This is a genomic window from Vibrio tapetis subsp. tapetis, assembly GCF_900233005.1.
Taxonomy (GTDB): domain Bacteria; phylum Pseudomonadota; class Gammaproteobacteria; order Enterobacterales; family Vibrionaceae; genus Vibrio; species Vibrio tapetis.
This window is the reverse complement of the sequence record NZ_LT960612.1, coordinates 388,010-403,360: the sequence shown is the minus strand read 5'-3', so window position 1 is coordinate 403,360 and position 15,351 is coordinate 388,010. Positions and strand designations below refer to the sequence as shown.

Sequence of the window (15,351 nt, the reverse complement as noted above, 5' to 3'; positions counted from 1 at the left end):
TATCTAAATGATAATTTTTTATCCTTAGGATAATCCTAAGATAAAAAATACCCCACCGAAGTGAGGTATGTTTTTTTACATGCCGTTACTGGCGTGTATTCATTGACGTTTCTGAAGGCTTTACTTGGTGCTGAACAATTTTTCGTTACGTTTATCGGTTTCAGACCAGAAATTGATATTGAATTGAGCATCGTTACTGAGTTCAATGCGATGCCAATATTGTGGAGGGCTGGTGGCAAATTGGCCAGCCTTGATGACAACGGTGGTTTCCGGCTCGGTGGCTTCGGCATTGGCAAAGCCATAATAAGTTACGGTGCCTTCCATGACGCATACCTGACCAAAGACCCCTTCAGCGGTGTTGTGATGGGTGAGTAACGCTTTGGGTACGTTTTCTGATGTGAAAAACGGGGTAGAGCGTTGAATTGTCCAGTTTGCTGGGATTCTTAAATGAGTCATATACAGTGCCTCTCTTACCAATAATTTTCGCTACTAAATTGACCTGCCTGACGGCGTAAATGCTTGTTTAATCCCAACGATTTTAAAGATTCGCTTGTCTCTTTAACCATGGCCGGGTTGCCACACAAATAGACGAAGCTGGTTTGTTCAGAAAATTCGGTTCCAACATGATCCTGTAAAACATTTGTGTCGAGTAACATTGGAATTCTTCCTGATAACGCTCCGATGACCGATTCTCTAGAAATCACGGGGACATAGGTAAACTTCTCTTGGAAGCGTTGTGCTAGTTGGGCAATATCCTCTTGATAGGTTTGCTCGGTTTGGTAACGGGTGGCGTTGACTAAGATGATACGTTCGAATCTTTCTGAGACGCCTTTATCTTCTAGCATCGCTAAGTAGGGACCAATAGCCGTTCCGGTACTCAGTAGCCAAAGTTGTTTTGCGTGGTGAGGAACTTCATCAAGAGTCATGAACCCTGACGCGTCACAGCCCACAAGTAGTTCATCACCAACTTGAAGCTGGTGAAGTTTTGGCGACAGTTGTCCATCTTCTGCGGTGATGAGCAAGAACTCTAAGGCGCCACTTTGTTTATGATCTTGGGGGTGATTAACAATGGAATATGCTCGGCGTATGAGCTCTCCTTGTTCGTTATAAAGCGCCAATTTAACAAACTGTCCTGCAACATAAGGCGTTTTTGCGACACTGACTCGCAATGAAAACACATTGTCAGTCCAGTCGGTACGGGAGGTAACGACGGCATGATTGAAACCGGCATAAGGTTTTAGCATTGTGACTTCTCCTTATGGATTGAAGATATGCGTACAGCTGTTTTTCAAACAGGTATAACCCATCTTACGACGAAATGTTTGCCTTTATCCACGTATAAGATACTGCACAGCCTATGCCAAAATGATCAGTCATAAAAATCAAAGAGTTAATTAATTTTATGTATGGTACTTATCCAATTGATGTGTTTTTTGCGTTATTCATTTGATAATAAGTTATCCTTTTGATAATAAATTGGTCGAAGAGTGGGTAAGAAAGGGAAATAGTATGGGACAGTATAAAAATGAATGGCTTCAAGTGGCTCTGGATATTACATCGGGTATTTCCGAAAAAGATCGTTTCGAGAGGCTGCTTTCTATTATTCGCAATATGCTGTTGTGTGATGCGTCTGCGCTACTTCTTTACAAAGATCAAAACTTCATTCCTTTAGCAACTAACGGATTAAGTGAAGACGTTTTAGGTCGGCGATTCGCGATTGAGCAACATCCAAGGTTTGAAGCCATTGCAAGGGCTGGAGACATCGTTCGGTTCCCAAGCGACAGTGACTTACCTGACCCTTACGATGCCTTGATCCCTAATCACGACGGTAACCTTGAAGTCCATGCGTGTGTGGGCTTGCCCTTGTTACATGATGAACGTCTTATTGGTGCGGTTACCATTGATGCGTTTGACCCCGTTCAATTTGATCAATTTGATGATGATAATCTTCGACTTATTAGCGCATTGGCATCGAATAGCTTGCATACCGCGCTGTTGATGGAGAAGCTAGAAAAAGCAGCAGATTTGAATTCAGCACCTGCGCGTTCAAAACGTTTTAACTCCAATAAGCAAGACATGATAGGCCAATCTACGGGAATGCTTGAGTTAAAGAATCACATTGAAGCGGTGGCTTCTACCGATCTATCTGTTCTAATTTTGGGGGAGACGGGAGTGGGTAAAGAGCTGGTCGCTCAAGCTATTTTCTCTGAGTCACAACGTAGCAAAGAGGCCTTTGTGTATTTGAATTGCGCAGCGCTGCCTGAATCTGTGGCTGAAAGTGAGCTATTCGGCCACATTAAAGGTGCGTTTACAGGGGCGATCAGTCATCGAAAAGGGAAATTCGAATTGGCAAACAAGGGCACACTATTTCTTGATGAAATCGGAGAGCTGTCTCTTGGTCTGCAAGCGAAATTGCTGCGGGCACTGCAATATGGTGACATTCAGCGAGTTGGCGACGATCGCAATATAAAAGTAGATGTACGTATTGTGGCTGCGACCAATAAGGTGCTACATGAAGAAGTTAAGGCGGGGCAGTTTAGAGCGGATCTATATCATCGCCTGAGTGTGTTCCCGATATTTGTTCCTCCCCTTAGAGAAAGAGGAAAAGACGTCATTCTGTTGGCTGGTTTTTTTGCGGAACGCTGTCAGCATAAGTTGAATGTTTCTAGTATCCAATTGCACCGTTCCGTTCATGGGCTGCTTCTTAATTACCGATGGGAGGGGAATGTGCGCGAGCTGGAGCATGCAATGAATCGAGCTGCTGTGGTTGCCAAGGCAGAAAGTCAGCAACTTCATCTGGTTCTGCATCCTCATCATTTTCAATTAGGGGATAACCTGACCTCCGTCTCTAATCCCGTATCAGAACCTATTCAAACATCAGAACTCGATATGTCGGCTATGTCAACGAGCCATAAAATGACTCTCAAAGACGCCACGGAGGCGTTCAAACATCATTTTGTTGAAAAGGCGTATATGGACAATGATAAAAAGCTATCGGAAACAGCGAATCAGTTGGGGGTGTATCCTGCAAATTTGCATAGGTTGCTAAAACGACTCAACCTAAAATAATGTGATCTAGATCTTAGGTTAACTTGTTATTTCTTGGACAGTTTTTGGTTTAAAAATGGCTTCCCAGAACTCTTTTAAGGAAGTGATAAAAGACAATGTTTTTTGTATGGCTATATAAAACAAAGACTTATGGTCTACTGTATTGAATAAAAATCGCTTGTAATTGGCCTCATCAATCGTGTTATAAAGATCTAAGAATTTATGCGGTGAGGAAAAATTATGCTCAACATTGCTTTTTTTAGTACTAAATCTTACGACGAAGCGGCCTTTGAACAGGCAAAACAAGCGGATCAGGCATTTCGCTATCATTTCTACGATTTCTTGTTAACCGAGAAAACAGCCAAGATGGCCAAGGGCTGTGAAGTTGTGTGTGCTTTCGTTAACGATGACTTATCACGCCCTGTGCTGGAGCAGTTATCGTATCGAGGCGTGAAAATGATTGCGATGCGTTGCGCCGGCTTCAACAACGTGGATTTGGAAGCCGCTAAGTCACTGGGCATTGTGGTTGCTCGAGTGCCGTCTTACTCACCTGAAGCCATTGCAGAGCACGCAGTTGGCTTAATGATGACCCTGAATCGTCGTTTTCATAAGGCCTACCAGCGAACTCGTGATGCTAACTTTTCATTAGAAGGCTTGGTTGGTTTTAATTTTCATGGCCGCACGGCGGGCATCATTGGAACCGGAAAAATTGGCATCGCGACCATACGTATCTTAAAAGGGCTGGGAATGAAGGTGCTCTGCTTTGACCCTTATCCAAACGAAGCAGTTGAAGCATTAGGGGCAACATATTGTGATTTAGACACGCTTATTCAGCACTCTGACATCATTTCTTTGCATTGCCCTATGACACCAGAGAATCACCACCTGTTAAATCAAACGGCCTTTAGCAAGATGAAAGACGGGGTGATGATCATCAATACCAGCCGAGGTGAATTGCTCGACTCGGCGGCGGCAATTGATGCTCTTAAACAGGGGCGAATTGGTGCACTAGGATTAGATGTGTATGAAAGCGAAAAAGAGTTGTTCTTCCAAGATAAATCCAATGATGTGATTGTTGATGACGTCTTCCGTCGTCTGTCTGCTTGTCACAATGTGGTGTTTACTGGGCATCAAGCTTTCTTAACCGTCGACGCTTTGGAAAACATCGCTCAAACGACGTTGGATAACATTGATGCTTTTGCTAACCAAAACCTGAATGGCAACTTTTTAGGTTAAGCGCTTTTCATCAAGACACCAGACTTGGTGGTGAGTAAGAAAACTCGCTTCCTTGGGCTAAATAAAGAGTCAGCTATGCTGGCTCTTCCAAAACAGCTCACCTCTATCTATACGCTATTTTTGGTCTTGAATTGCGGTTTTTACGGTGGACTTTAAGTTCACCATGAACGCTTTAAAGTGTGGCATGAAGTCGATAAACAACGGGTGCTTGCGATTTACCATCATTAATGGTCCTAACAAACGAAGTGCGACGGCAGTTTTGGTGGCGGTTTCCTTCTCTAAACCACTGCCGATTTGAAGGCGTTCAACGGTTTTGAATAGGTCTTCCCTATCTTGAAATTCAAACTCTAATGAGTTGTGTACTGCGGATTCGCCGTTTATTTGTTCAATTGTCACGCGATATTGGTTGTCTTTTCGTGTTGATTTCATATTGTTTTTCTCTCTTTTTTTGGTGGTTAGCTTTTTAGAATGCGCTCGATCTTGGGCTTGATGGTCAAAGACATGGTTATCACTAACACCATTCCTAGCGGGAGTGCCGCAAGGAATCCGTTTAACCAGCCAGTCAAGAATGCCGACGGTTCTGAGAAGCCGATGTTGTTCGTCGCTGTCGCAAAAGCCATGATCGATTCCATCAAACAAGCCATGATCAAGCCGGTAATCACATTGCGTCGAATTTCACTCGTGTTCGGCATTAGGTGGTTGACCTGATTGGTTACTAAACTCATGAGGGCAAAACCAAAAGGCATGACACATACGGCCGATACAAATGAGCCTAACCAATCGGCGGCAAAGCTGTCAGTGTAACCAAGGTTCATGTAAGTCATAACACCGGTTAGTGAACCGGCCATCACACTCATCATTCCTAATACGATCAGTATCTTGTAAATAAGAGGTACTTTAGTTTGCTGTTTTTTTTCAATGTCGATGGTGAGTTCGGAATTCATGTGTTGCTCCACTTTTTACTCGGTTTACTGCCTGATTGAAGGACAGTGCACAAATTAATGTTGATTAAAGACATAGTGCTTGCTGTTGTTAGTAATTAAGTTGATAATGTCAACTATATATTTATGATTGATAAAGTCAACTATATTTTAAGGGAGAAGTTATGTCGGAGCATCAATCACTAGAGGGTTTATTTAAGTTAGTACATATGCTGAAGCGTGAGTTGCATGAACAAATGGACCAGCTAGATATGGGAATGGCCCCCATGCATATACGAACAATGAAGATCATCGATAAGCTAAAACCATGCACTGCGGTAGACATTGCAAATTTTCTGCAAAGAGATAAAGCGCAAGTGACACGTTTAGTGAACACGCTTATTGAGAGCGGCTTAGTGGTTAAGCAACCTAATCCAAATGACAAGCGCAGTCACTTTCTTAAAATCACGGAGTCGGGGGAACAAATCATTACCCAGCTTGCCCATGTTGATGCGAAAACAGCTCAGGTGATGATGAAAAACTTATCCGAAGAAGAGGTGAGAGAGTTCATGAGAATGTCAGAAGTGATGGCGAACAATTTACAAAAGAAAACCGAATAGGAATAAAGCCAGCCGGTGAGGCTGGCTTGGAGCGTATCAAGTTTCGGCTAAGGGCGAGACTTTAGCACGCTATCGATATCTTCGGCGGAGTGGCGTTCTGGGACTTGTTCCCATTCTTCACCCCAACCGCGATTAACGATACGGCCACGCTGTACCGCTTCACGAGATTCGATCAACTTTGCCCAACGAACGACATTGGTGTAAGACTCTACTTGCAAGAATTCTGCTGCCTCATACAAGTTACCTAACACCAAGTTACCGTACCAAGGCCAGATAGCCATGTCAGCAATGGAATATTCTTCACCGGCAACAAAGGTATTATCAGCAAGTTGTTTGTCTAACACATCCAATTGGCGTTTCGCTTCCATAGCAAAGCGGTTGATCGGGTACTCAAACTTCTCATCGGCATACGCGTAGAAATGACCAAAGCCTCCTCCTAAGAAAGGTGCTGAACCTTGCGCCCAGAACAGCCAATTAAATGTTTGGCTTCGCGCAGTGCCTTCTTTTGGTAAGAAGTGGCCGAATTTTTCTGCCAGATGCACCAATATTGACGCAGATTCAAAGACGTTAACAGCCTCATCGCCCGTTTTATCAACCAAAGCGGGGATTTTCGAGTTAGGGTTCACACCAACAAATCCGGATGAAAATTGATCGGACTCGCCAATATTGACCAAGTAAGCGTCGTACTCCGCTTCTTTAATGCCAAGTGCTAACAGTTCCTCAAGCAATATCGTCACTTTTTGGCCGTTTGGTGTAGCAAGAGAATAAAGCTGCAGCGCGTGCTGGCCTTGCGGTAGGTCTCTTTCATATCTTGCGCCAGATTCAGGGCTGTTGATGTTCGCCCATTTGTTACCACCACTAGCTTCGTTAACCCAAACTTTCGGTGGAGTGTATTCGTTAGCCATTGTTATTCCTTTTTATTGGTGGAAGTGCTTATACCAACCTTAGTTGGTAATACTTATATCGGGGCATTTTCTGAGTTTAAAACCGATGGGAGTGAAAAGAGTAATAACCATTGGTTATGGATAGGATTAAGGCGGTATAACGAATTTGTGTCGGAAGCTTGAATTGCAAGCTTGCGGAAAAGTGTTGATTAAGCAGAAAAGCGGGTGCGATTCTGCTTAGGCAGCACCATTCTGGTGAATTTTATGTGGCCTGATTCTTGGCCAGTTGTCGGTAGGTAAGCATTGAAAGAAAGGCGAAGAAGATAGGATCACTCCAACCTAGCCCCACAAAAATCCCCGTGATCCCTGCGTAAGTAGTGATGACAACGCCCAGCAGGTTGGTCACGAGAAGTGCTTTTAGTAACTGTCTCGTTGTTTCTGCATGTTCAACAGCACGTAAAAGTAGGCTAACAGAGGCCACTCCACCCAGAAATATGCTGGTGTGTTGTGACAGAAACAGCGCGTATTGGTCGTTTATTTCAACACCATAGATTGGCCACATAAGTGTCGGAATAAAAAACAGTGCTAATGTAAACCCAAGATAAATTACGCCATGGACGGTTAAGAAAGTTTGGTTTTTCATGATTAATACCTACTCGAATACGGGGCCTGAGTTAATTTGCGTTAGCGGCTGATTCACATCAAAAATGACACCCCGTATCTCTGCAATCCCCATTTTCTTAAGACGAGCACTGTGCATGGCTAGGTAGTCTTGAGTACTTTTTTCATCGTCAAACAAATAGACACCGCCTGCAATTTGGCCCGTTTCGTTTTCAGTCCAGATCTTCCATTTCATGCCTGGTTCGTGATTGATAGAGTTCGCAAGCTCCACCAGACCTTCAGACATTGCTTTGCCAAATGGGCCATTAAATCCAAAATCGACTTGTAATAATTTCATGGTGATTACCTATTCTTGAGAGAGAACCGCCTCTCTCTTCGTTGAGAGTAAGTATCCTCTAGAATAATTAGACAGAAAAGTTCATAATTTCCTCAGTATATGTGCAAAAAACTGACAGGTATGACGGCGTGAGATTAAAAACAACCTTAGAACAGTGGGCTACACTCAGAGAGATAGAGAAAGCGGGTAGCATACAAGCGGCGGCGATGGCGTTGAATAAGAGCCATACAACCTTGATTTACTCCATCAGAAAGTTAGAGGATCAGTTAGGTGTGCCTTTACTTGAAGTGAAAGGTCGAAAGGCCACGCTGACCAACTATGGACAAGGTTTGTTAAGACGGGCGTCTGCCATGCTCGAACAAGCAAGAGACCTTGAGTTACTCAGTCAGCAAATGTCTTTGGGAGCAGAATCTGAAATCGTGGTGGCGATGGATCACTTATGTGACCCAAGTTTGTTGTATCACCCGATGGCTGAATTCCTACAGCACAACTCAATGACCTCTGTTCAGGTTATAGAAACGTCACTCTCTAAAACGACGGAAATGGTCACCAATGAAGCGGCTGATATTGCTATTGTCACTTTGCCTATTACGAACTATCCAGCCGAAGCGTTTTCGTTGACGGCCATGATCCCTGTGGTTTCTGTGACGCATTCGTTAGCTGAAAAACAAATGATCACCTTGGCGGAGCTCGCAACGACGTGCCAAATAGTCGTTCGAGACTTAGGTGACAATAATCAAACATCGCCCGAACAAAATGTAGGTTGGCTTAAGGCTCAGCAGCGGGTCACTGTTGATAATTTCGATCATGCCTTTCGAGCGTTAGAGCACAATGTTGGGTTTTGCCGCCTGCCAGAGCACATCCTAAAAAAGCGTAACCATGGTCAATTGGTTAGACTTAATTTAGAGCACAACAGTCAGTACCATGTGCCGTTGCATTTAGTGCTGCCAAAAGGCATAAATACGGGGCCTGCCGCTCAGCAGCTATATCAAGCTCTATTAGATGTTCAATCGAAATAGAGAGGCTTGATTCCAATTTAAGCAAGTAGCCATGTCTTCGCCGGAATAAATGTTATTGACCTTCCCCTAGGGGAAAGCTTTATGCTCGGCGTTCGTTTATCATCAAAGGCATCAGATGCGTTTCTCAACATCTCGCATATTCTGGATTACTCTCTTTAGCATGTTAGCTTTGCTTTCTGCTGAGTTGGTTTCTAGTGCGCCTTTCATGCGCATACAAATGACCAGCACGTCTCCCTCCATGAGTATGGCTGCAGAGCATTGTATGGGTGACACTGCGTTGAGTGATACCTTTGAGAATCACAATGCATTACCTACGCCGCCTTCCGTTGATTGTGATTCTGATCCTGACAACATGCACAATTGCTGTGGTGCGGCATGCTTAAGTGTTTTTGCTTATTTTCCTCCTGTTAATCAACTTGTTGATGTAAAGACGCAACGTGCGCTCATCCCCCTAGAGCCGCGAGATGGGTCAATTGCATTAGCGCGATCCCTCTACCGCCCCCCGATAGCTTAAATCTGATTTTTTATTTCATTTCACAGCCGAGTATTTAGCTTTTCACCTTAAGCTTTAGATACGTTCAGCCTTGTGAAGCGTATTTTCGTGTCTGTTTTAGACAGGTACAAATTGGATTTAATAATGATAAAACCTAGTTTCTTAGCACTGTGTATCAGTGCTGTGACACTGGCTGCCACTCCGGTGTTCTCTGCTCAAAAAGCCCCAGAGAACTCGGTAACTGCACCAGTGCCCAATACACTTTATCTATTGATAGACCAAGCGTTATCAACCGATGCTAGCACTCAACAGTCTTATGCTCAGTCCCGAGCGACACGTGAGATGGCGGTGGCCAGTGCCACCTTAATGGATCCCAAAATTAAAGTGGGTTTTGGCGGTTTACCGACCGACAGCTTCAAATTTGATCAAGATCCGATGACCAATATTTCTATTGGTTTAATGCAGCAATTTGAGCGCGGATCAACTCTGGCATTGCAAGCTAAGAAAGCCAATCAACAAGCCGATGGCATTGAACTGCAAGCTTCTGTTCGTAAGTTAGAGGTCATTAATGCGGTGACTCAATTATGGCTGGAACTTGGCTATCAACAGCAAGTTGCACGGATTTTGGTTGAAAAGCAGCGGTTACTGAGAGAGTTGGAAGGCTTTATTCAAACCAATTATTCAATTGGCACCAATGAAGCTCAAGATTTACTCAACGCTCAACTGCAAGTGAGTAAATTAGAAGATAAGCTTCAAGAAAATAGCCAAATGCAACAACGGATTATGTCTCAGCTATCTGAATGGTTGGGCGGAGATTGGTTGGCGATAGAGCAAAATCTAGTGGCGAGTAATCAACTCAATTGGCGCTTGCTAGAGAATCAAATAACACAAAGTAATGCCACTAAGCACTATGCCGTTCTCAGCCAGCATCCGATGATAAAAATGGCGGATGTGGCGATTTCAAGTAATCAAACTCAGGTCGAGATCGCCGAGCAAGCATACAAACCGCAGTTTGGCGTGGAAGTCATGTATGCCCATCGTCAAGCAAACAACATGATGGGGGAGCCCGCGTCGGATTTGGTAAGCGCTTACCTTACTCTCGACATCCCTCTTTTTACTGAAGATCGACAAGATAGAAGCCATGCCGCTGCGCAGTATCAAGTGGGGGCAGCAAAATCGTCCAAAGATCTCCTTCTTGCTCAAATGAATGCGAAAGTGAATGCCTTACTCGTGGATAGGAGCAACTTGTCGCAAAGATTAACCCGCTATCAATCCTCTTTGTTAAAGCAGGCGAAAGCGCGTACCGAAGCGGTAGAGCGCGGCTATCAAAATAATACGGCGCAGTTTAACGATGTAATAGGCGCGGCTAACGATGAGTTGGCACTAGAGCTCGAACAACAGCGACTCTTGACTGATTTTAATCGAGTTAGCAGCAATTTAGCGGCACTAATGAATGGGTTTGAGCCTAACGGAACGCGTTCATCAATGGATAGCAAATACTCTTTAGTAAGCGAGAAGTAAATGATGAAAACAATGCAAATCACCACTATCGCTTTGCTGATAGGGGGCGCTATCGGTTTTGGCGCGAACACACTTTTAAACGGCCATGATATGGCAGAGATGGCATCGGCGACCAAGGTTCTAGGGGCTAATGAGCCGCTTTATTGGGTGGCTCCAATGGATCCGAATTACCAACGAGATAAGCCGGGTAAGTCGCCGATGGGGATGGATCTAATCCCTGTTTATGCAGAACAGATACCAACACAAAGCAGTAAAGCTGGAACGGTGACTATCGATCCTGCGGTAGAAAATAATCTGGGTGTCAAAACGGCAGTGGTTATTAAAGACAATCTTTCTCCTCGGATCGAAAGTGTGGGCTACGTTGCTTTCGATGAAAGTAAATTATGGCAAACCAATGTCCGCGTAGCTGGCTGGGTCGAAAAACTCCATATCAATGCCGTTGGAGAGAAGGTGAATAAAGGGGATGTTCTGTTTAGCTTGTACTCTCCAGAGCTTATTAAAGCGCAAGAAGAGTTACTGAATGCTAAACGTACAGGCCGCAGTGGCTTGGTTAAGGGGGCGACCGAACGTTTAGTGGTATTGGGCGTCGACCGTGGGCAAATAAAACAGATCATCAGACGCGGAAAAGCGTCCCAAACCATTGATATTAAAGCGGTGGCGGATGGCGTGATTGCCAGTTTGAATATTCGAGAAGGAGGCTATTTGTCTCCTGCTCAAGCGGTAATAAGTGGCGGCCCATTAGATGAAGTATGGGTGGATGCCGAAGTGTTTGAGCGTCAAGCCCAATGGATGAAAGCGGGCAGCAGCGCGACCATGACTCTGGATGCGTTGCCAACCAAGCAATGGCAAGGCGTGATTGACTACGTCTATCCGATCTTAGATCCGAAAACACGTACTTTACGAGTTCGCCTTAAGTTTCCCAATCCTGATGGCGAGTTAAAACCCAATATGTTTGCCAATATTGCTTTGCAGCCTATAACGGATAACAAAGTACTGACCATTCCTAAAGCGTCGGTGATCCGTTCTGGGGGAATGACCCGTGTCGTGCTTGCTGAAGGGAAAGGCAAATACCGCTCTGCGAGAATTGATGTCGGCCGAGAAGCGGGGGATAAGATTGAAGTGTTAGCTGGGTTAACTGAGCAGCAACGTATTGTTACGTCAGCGCACTTTCTGCTTGATTCTGAGTCGAGCCAAACCGCAGATTTAGCGCGAATTGAATCAAGTACTGATAGGAGCAATGAGCCAAGCAACGTTGTGACTCAGGTATGGGGGGAGGGTGACATATCCATGCTGATGGCCGATTTTGGCATGATCACATTAAGACACCAACCAGTAGAAGAATGGCAATGGCAAGCAGGAGAAATGAATTTTTCCGTTAGTGACAATGCCCTATTGCAAGGCTTTGTAGAGGGACAAACCGTTCGGTTTCTAGTGGCGAAAACGGGCGACGATTATAATCTCACAAAGCTTGAAGCCACGGGCGTTGAGCAAAACGGAGGTCAGCAATGATTGGTGCGATTATCCGTTGGTCGATCCACAACCGTTTTTTGGTGTTGATTGCTTCTTTGTTCCTCACACTCGCTGGGCTTTACAGCGTTAAAAATACGCCTGTCGATGCGTTGCCCGATCTATCGGATGTTCAGGTGATCATCAAAACCAGTTACCCGGGCCAAGCGCCTCAAGTGGTGGAAGATCAAGTCACCTACCCGCTCACTACTGCGATGCTTGCCGTGCCAGGGGCAGAAACGGTACGCGGCTATTCGTTCTTTGGTGATTCTTACGTGTATATCATTTTTGACGATGATACCGACATTTATTGGGCGCGTTCGCGTGTTTTAGAGTACTTAAGCCAAGTCGCCCCTAAGTTACCACCGGATGCTAAGCCAACATTAGGGCCGGATGCAACGGGTGTGGGTTGGGTGTATAGCTACGTTTTGCAAGATAAAACAGGCCAACATGATTTAGCCGAGCTGCGCAGCCTGCAAGATTGGTTTTTGAAATACGAGTTGCAAACCGTTGATGGCGTGTCTGAAATTGCCACGGTTGGCGGCATGGTGAAGCAGTATCAGGTGCAAATTGATCCGGCCAAGTTACGCGCTTACGACTTAACCCTACAACAGATCAACATGGCGATACAAAATGGCAATCAAGAGACTGGAGCCTCGGTGATCGAAGTTGCAGAAGCCGAGCACATGGTGCGTACCACGGGTTATTTAACGAGCATCGATGATATTGCTTCTTTGCCATTAAAGGTGACCGATAAAGGTACACCACTATTGCTCGGTGATATTGCGGACATCAATATTGGCCCGCAAATGCGCCGAGGCATTTCCGAGTTCAACGGAGAAGGGGAAGCCGTTGGCGGTGTGATTGTGATGCGGTTTGGCGAAAATGCGAGTGAGGTGATTGAAAACGTAAAAGCAAAGCTAACCGAATTGCAGCGCAGTTTGCCTGACGGGGTAGAGATAGTCGCAACGTACGATCGCTCGACATTGATCAATGCGGCCGTTGACAATTTATGGAACAAATTAGCGGAAGAATTCATTGTTGTTGCTGTTGTATGTGCATTGTTTTTGTTCCATATCCGCTCTTCCTTGGTTATCGCGATAAGCTTACCTGTAGGGATATTAGCGGCCTTTGTGGTTATGCATTGGCAAGGCATTAACGCCAACATCATGTCACTCGGAGGAATAGCGATAGCGATTGGTGCCATGGTTGATGGTGCGATTGTTATGATAGAAAACGTGCATAAACACATAGAACGCACACCCTTGACGGATAAAAATCGTTGGCAAGTCATAGGTAAAGCAGCAGAAGAAGTCGGTGCGCCGTTATTTTTTTCACTGCTCATCATCACCTTGAGCTTTGTCCCTGTGTTTGCTCTAGAAGGGCAGGAAGGCAAGATGTTCTCGCCATTGGCCTTCACTAAAACGTATGCCATGGCGGCTTCTGCAATACTCGCCATTACTCTAGTGCCTGTATTAATGGGTTATTTCATTCGTGGCAAAATTCTCCCTGAGCATAAAAACCCGATTAATAAAGGTTTAGTCGCTTTGTATCGACCACTGCTTACTATGAGCCTGAAGTACCCTAAGTCTGTGATTGTATTTGCTATCGCCTTGATGGCATCGGCCTACTACCCAACCAGTCAGCTTGGCAGTGAGTTCATCCCTCCTTTGGATGAGAGTGATTTGATGTACATGCCAACGACGTATCCAGGGATCTCTATTGGTAAAGCTCGGGAGTTATTACAGCAGACCAATAAATTGATTAAAACGGTTCCTGAAGTCAAAACGGTGTGGGGCAAGATTGGCCGTGCAGAATCGGCAACTGATCCTGCGCCGTTGACGATGATCGAAACCGTTATTCAATTTAAGCCAAAAGACCAGTGGCGTGAGGGTGTCACGAGTGCATCGCTTCGCAAGGAATTCGATCAGCTAATCCAATTTCCAGGTTTAACCAATGCTTGGGTGATGCCAATTAAAACCCGCATCGATATGCTCGCGACCGGTATCAAAACGCCGATTGGCATCAAGATATCTGGCCCTGACCTTAAAGTGATCGAGCAATTAGGGGCACAGCTTGAACCTATGCTAAGTGATATTGCTGGTACTGCCTCAGTCTATGCAGAGCGTGTGGCTGGTGGGCGCTATGTCACCGTTGATATAAAACGTCGAGCGGCGGCGCGTTATGGCTTGAGTATTAAAGAAGTCCAGCAAGTGATTTCGACGGCGGTCGGCGGAATGAATGTGGGTGAGACCATTGAAGGGTTAGAACGTTATCCCATTAATGTGCGTTATCCGCAAGATTTTCGTGACTCGGTGGTGAAATTGCAAAACTTACCCTTAGTTACCCCAAACGGTGCGCGTATTGCTCTCGCTGATGTGGCTGATATTCGTTACGAAGATGGCCCGCCAATGATCAAAACTGAGAATGCGCGACCAAACGGCTGGGTGTTTGTCGACATTGAAGGGCGAGATCTCGGCTCTTATGTTGCGCAAGCTCAGCAAGTGGTCGCCGAGCAACTATCGCTTCCTGCAGGCTACTCAATCGCTTGGTCAGGACAATATGAATATATGGAGCGTGCTAAAGAACGGCTAAGTACCGTTGTGCCTATTACCTTAGCCATCATCATGCTGTTGCTTTATTTCAGCTTCCGCCGTGTAGGGGAAGTGCTGATCATCATGGCCACTTTGCCTCTCGCAATGGTTGGCGGTTTATGGTTGATGCACTACTTAGGATTTAACTTCTCAATTGCGGTTGGAGTCGGTTTTATTGCTTTGGCCGGGGTGGCGGTCGAAATTGGCGTCATTATGTTGGTTTATCTTAACCAAGCGTGGCATGGCGCCAAATTGCATGCGGAAGAGAACAATCAGCCACTACGAGCGAGCGATTTAACGCTTGCTATTCGTGAAGGCGCAGGGCTGCGAGTAAGGCCTGTGATGATGACGGTACTCACCGTCATTATCGGACTTATTCCCATTATGTATGGCGAAGGTACGGGCTCAGAAGTGATGCAACGTATTGCGGCGCCAATGATTGGGGGGATGGCCTCTGCCTTGTTGCTTACCTTACTGGTGTTGCCTGCCGTCTTCAAACTATGGAAACAAAAAGAAACGTCAACGCACGAATAAATGAGTGCTAGCTAACAA

General features: G+C 45.2%; 15 protein-coding genes. 8 read left to right on the top strand and 7 right to left on the bottom strand.

What is annotated here, in order from left to right:
* Nucleotides 1-120: 120 nt before the first annotated feature.
* Complete coding sequence (locus VTAP4600_RS18930; RefSeq protein WP_102524350.1) at nt 121-456, bottom strand: TehB family protein; 336 nt, start codon at nt 454-456, stop codon at nt 121-123.
* A gap of 14 nt (nt 457-470) precedes the next feature.
* Nucleotides 471-1,244 (bottom strand): ferredoxin--NADP reductase, encoded by a 774-nt coding sequence (locus VTAP4600_RS18925; protein WP_102524349.1) that lies wholly within the window; start codon nt 1,242-1,244, stop codon nt 471-473.
* Nucleotides 1,245-1,509: 265 nt separating this feature from the next.
* Between VTAP4600_RS18925 and norR the strand changes: the two genes are divergently transcribed.
* Entirely contained in the window at nt 1,510-3,069 is a 1,560-nt protein-coding gene (gene norR, locus VTAP4600_RS18920) for a nitric oxide reductase transcriptional regulator NorR (protein ID WP_102524348.1), read from the top strand.
* Between the two features lie 219 nt (nt 3,070-3,288).
* Nucleotides 3,289-4,284 (top strand): 2-hydroxyacid dehydrogenase, encoded by a 996-nt coding sequence (locus VTAP4600_RS18915; RefSeq protein WP_102524347.1) that lies wholly within the window; start codon nt 3,289-3,291, stop codon nt 4,282-4,284.
* Between the two features lie 114 nt (nt 4,285-4,398).
* On the opposite strand, the gene VTAP4600_RS18910 is transcribed toward VTAP4600_RS18915, so the two are convergent.
* Together VTAP4600_RS18910 and VTAP4600_RS18905 are read right to left on the bottom strand one after the other, a co-directional pair.
* Nucleotides 4,399-4,713 (bottom strand): DUF3861 domain-containing protein, encoded by a 315-nt coding sequence (locus VTAP4600_RS18910; protein WP_102524346.1) that lies wholly within the window; start codon nt 4,711-4,713, stop codon nt 4,399-4,401.
* 26 nt (nt 4,714-4,739) lie between these two features.
* The gene (locus tag VTAP4600_RS18905) at nt 4,740-5,228 is read right to left on the bottom strand and encodes a DUF2798 domain-containing protein (protein ID WP_102524345.1); all 489 of its coding nucleotides are present in this window, start codon (nt 5,226-5,228) and stop codon (nt 4,740-4,742) included.
* A 161-nt stretch (nt 5,229-5,389) separates the two neighbouring features.
* Between VTAP4600_RS18905 and VTAP4600_RS18900 the strand changes: the two genes are divergently transcribed.
* Nucleotides 5,390-5,824, top strand: a complete 435-nt coding sequence (locus tag VTAP4600_RS18900; RefSeq protein WP_102524344.1) for a MarR family winged helix-turn-helix transcriptional regulator — start codon at nt 5,390-5,392, stop codon at nt 5,822-5,824.
* Nucleotides 5,825-5,871: 47 nt separating this feature from the next.
* Here VTAP4600_RS18900 and yghU read toward each other — a convergent pair whose 3' ends face one another.
* The 3 genes from yghU to VTAP4600_RS18885 all read right to left on the bottom strand — a co-directional run bounded on the left by yghU (nt 5,872) and on the right by VTAP4600_RS18885 (nt 7,666).
* Nucleotides 5,872-6,729, bottom strand: a complete 858-nt coding sequence (gene yghU / locus VTAP4600_RS18895; protein ID WP_102524343.1) for a glutathione-dependent disulfide-bond oxidoreductase — start codon at nt 6,727-6,729, stop codon at nt 5,872-5,874.
* Between the two features lie 241 nt (nt 6,730-6,970).
* Complete coding sequence (locus VTAP4600_RS18890) at nt 6,971-7,351, bottom strand: hypothetical protein (protein WP_102524342.1); 381 nt, start codon at nt 7,349-7,351, stop codon at nt 6,971-6,973.
* A gap of 9 nt (nt 7,352-7,360) precedes the next feature.
* Nucleotides 7,361-7,666 (bottom strand): monooxygenase, encoded by a 306-nt coding sequence (locus VTAP4600_RS18885; protein ID WP_102524341.1) that lies wholly within the window; start codon nt 7,664-7,666, stop codon nt 7,361-7,363.
* A gap of 128 nt (nt 7,667-7,794) precedes the next feature.
* Here VTAP4600_RS18885 and VTAP4600_RS18880 point away from each other — a divergent pair, with 128 nt between their 5' ends.
* The 5 genes from VTAP4600_RS18880 to VTAP4600_RS18860 all read left to right on the top strand — a co-directional run bounded on the left by VTAP4600_RS18880 (nt 7,795) and on the right by VTAP4600_RS18860 (nt 15,333).
* Nucleotides 7,795-8,685, top strand: coding sequence for a LysR family transcriptional regulator (locus VTAP4600_RS18880; RefSeq protein ID WP_102524340.1), 891 nt, complete (start codon nt 7,795-7,797; stop codon nt 8,683-8,685).
* A gap of 115 nt (nt 8,686-8,800) precedes the next feature.
* Complete coding sequence (locus VTAP4600_RS25995; RefSeq protein ID WP_172443176.1) at nt 8,801-9,199, top strand: hypothetical protein; 399 nt, start codon at nt 8,801-8,803, stop codon at nt 9,197-9,199.
* Between the two features lie 126 nt (nt 9,200-9,325).
* Nucleotides 9,326-10,699 (top strand): TolC family protein, encoded by a 1,374-nt coding sequence (locus tag VTAP4600_RS18870; protein ID WP_172443229.1) that lies wholly within the window; start codon nt 9,326-9,328, stop codon nt 10,697-10,699.
* Between the two features lie 3 nt (nt 10,700-10,702).
* Entirely contained in the window at nt 10,703-12,208 is a 1,506-nt protein-coding gene (locus tag VTAP4600_RS18865; RefSeq protein WP_102525447.1) for an efflux RND transporter periplasmic adaptor subunit, read from the top strand.
* On the top strand, nt 12,205-15,333 hold the full coding sequence (locus VTAP4600_RS18860) for an efflux RND transporter permease subunit (RefSeq protein ID WP_102524338.1): 3,129 nt from the start codon (nt 12,205-12,207) through the stop codon (nt 15,331-15,333). Before VTAP4600_RS18865 ends, VTAP4600_RS18860 begins: the two co-directional genes overlap by 4 nt.
* Nucleotides 15,334-15,351: the final 18 nt, after the last annotated feature.

Excerpts from the sequence above, each read along its gene's own strand:
- VTAP4600_RS18930 (WP_102524350.1), bottom strand. The coding sequence starts at position 456 with ATGACTCATTTAAGAATCCCAGCAAACTGGACAATTCAACGCTCTACC.
- VTAP4600_RS18925 (WP_102524349.1), bottom strand. The coding sequence starts at position 1,244 with ATGCTAAAACCTTATGCCGGTTTCAATCATGCCGTCGTTACCTCCCGT.
- norR (WP_102524348.1), top strand. The coding sequence starts at position 1,510 with ATGGGACAGTATAAAAATGAATGGCTTCAAGTGGCTCTGGATATTACA.
- VTAP4600_RS18915 (WP_102524347.1), top strand. The coding sequence starts at position 3,289 with ATGCTCAACATTGCTTTTTTTAGTACTAAATCTTACGACGAAGCGGCC.
- VTAP4600_RS18910 (WP_102524346.1), bottom strand. The coding sequence starts at position 4,713 with ATGAAATCAACACGAAAAGACAACCAATATCGCGTGACAATTGAACAA.
- VTAP4600_RS18905 (WP_102524345.1), bottom strand. The coding sequence starts at position 5,228 with ATGAATTCCGAACTCACCATCGACATTGAAAAAAAACAGCAAACTAAA.
- VTAP4600_RS18900 (WP_102524344.1), top strand. The coding sequence starts at position 5,390 with ATGTCGGAGCATCAATCACTAGAGGGTTTATTTAAGTTAGTACATATG.
- yghU (WP_102524343.1), bottom strand. The coding sequence starts at position 6,729 with ATGGCTAACGAATACACTCCACCGAAAGTTTGGGTTAACGAAGCTAGT.
- VTAP4600_RS18890 (WP_102524342.1), bottom strand. The coding sequence starts at position 7,351 with ATGAAAAACCAAACTTTCTTAACCGTCCATGGCGTAATTTATCTTGGG.
- VTAP4600_RS18885 (WP_102524341.1), bottom strand. The coding sequence starts at position 7,666 with ATGAAATTATTACAAGTCGATTTTGGATTTAATGGCCCATTTGGCAAA.
- VTAP4600_RS25995 (WP_172443176.1), top strand. The coding sequence starts at position 8,801 with ATGCGTTTCTCAACATCTCGCATATTCTGGATTACTCTCTTTAGCATG.
- VTAP4600_RS18865 (WP_102525447.1), top strand. The coding sequence starts at position 10,703 with ATGAAAACAATGCAAATCACCACTATCGCTTTGCTGATAGGGGGCGCT.
- VTAP4600_RS18860 (WP_102524338.1), top strand. The coding sequence starts at position 12,205 with ATGATTGGTGCGATTATCCGTTGGTCGATCCACAACCGTTTTTTGGTG.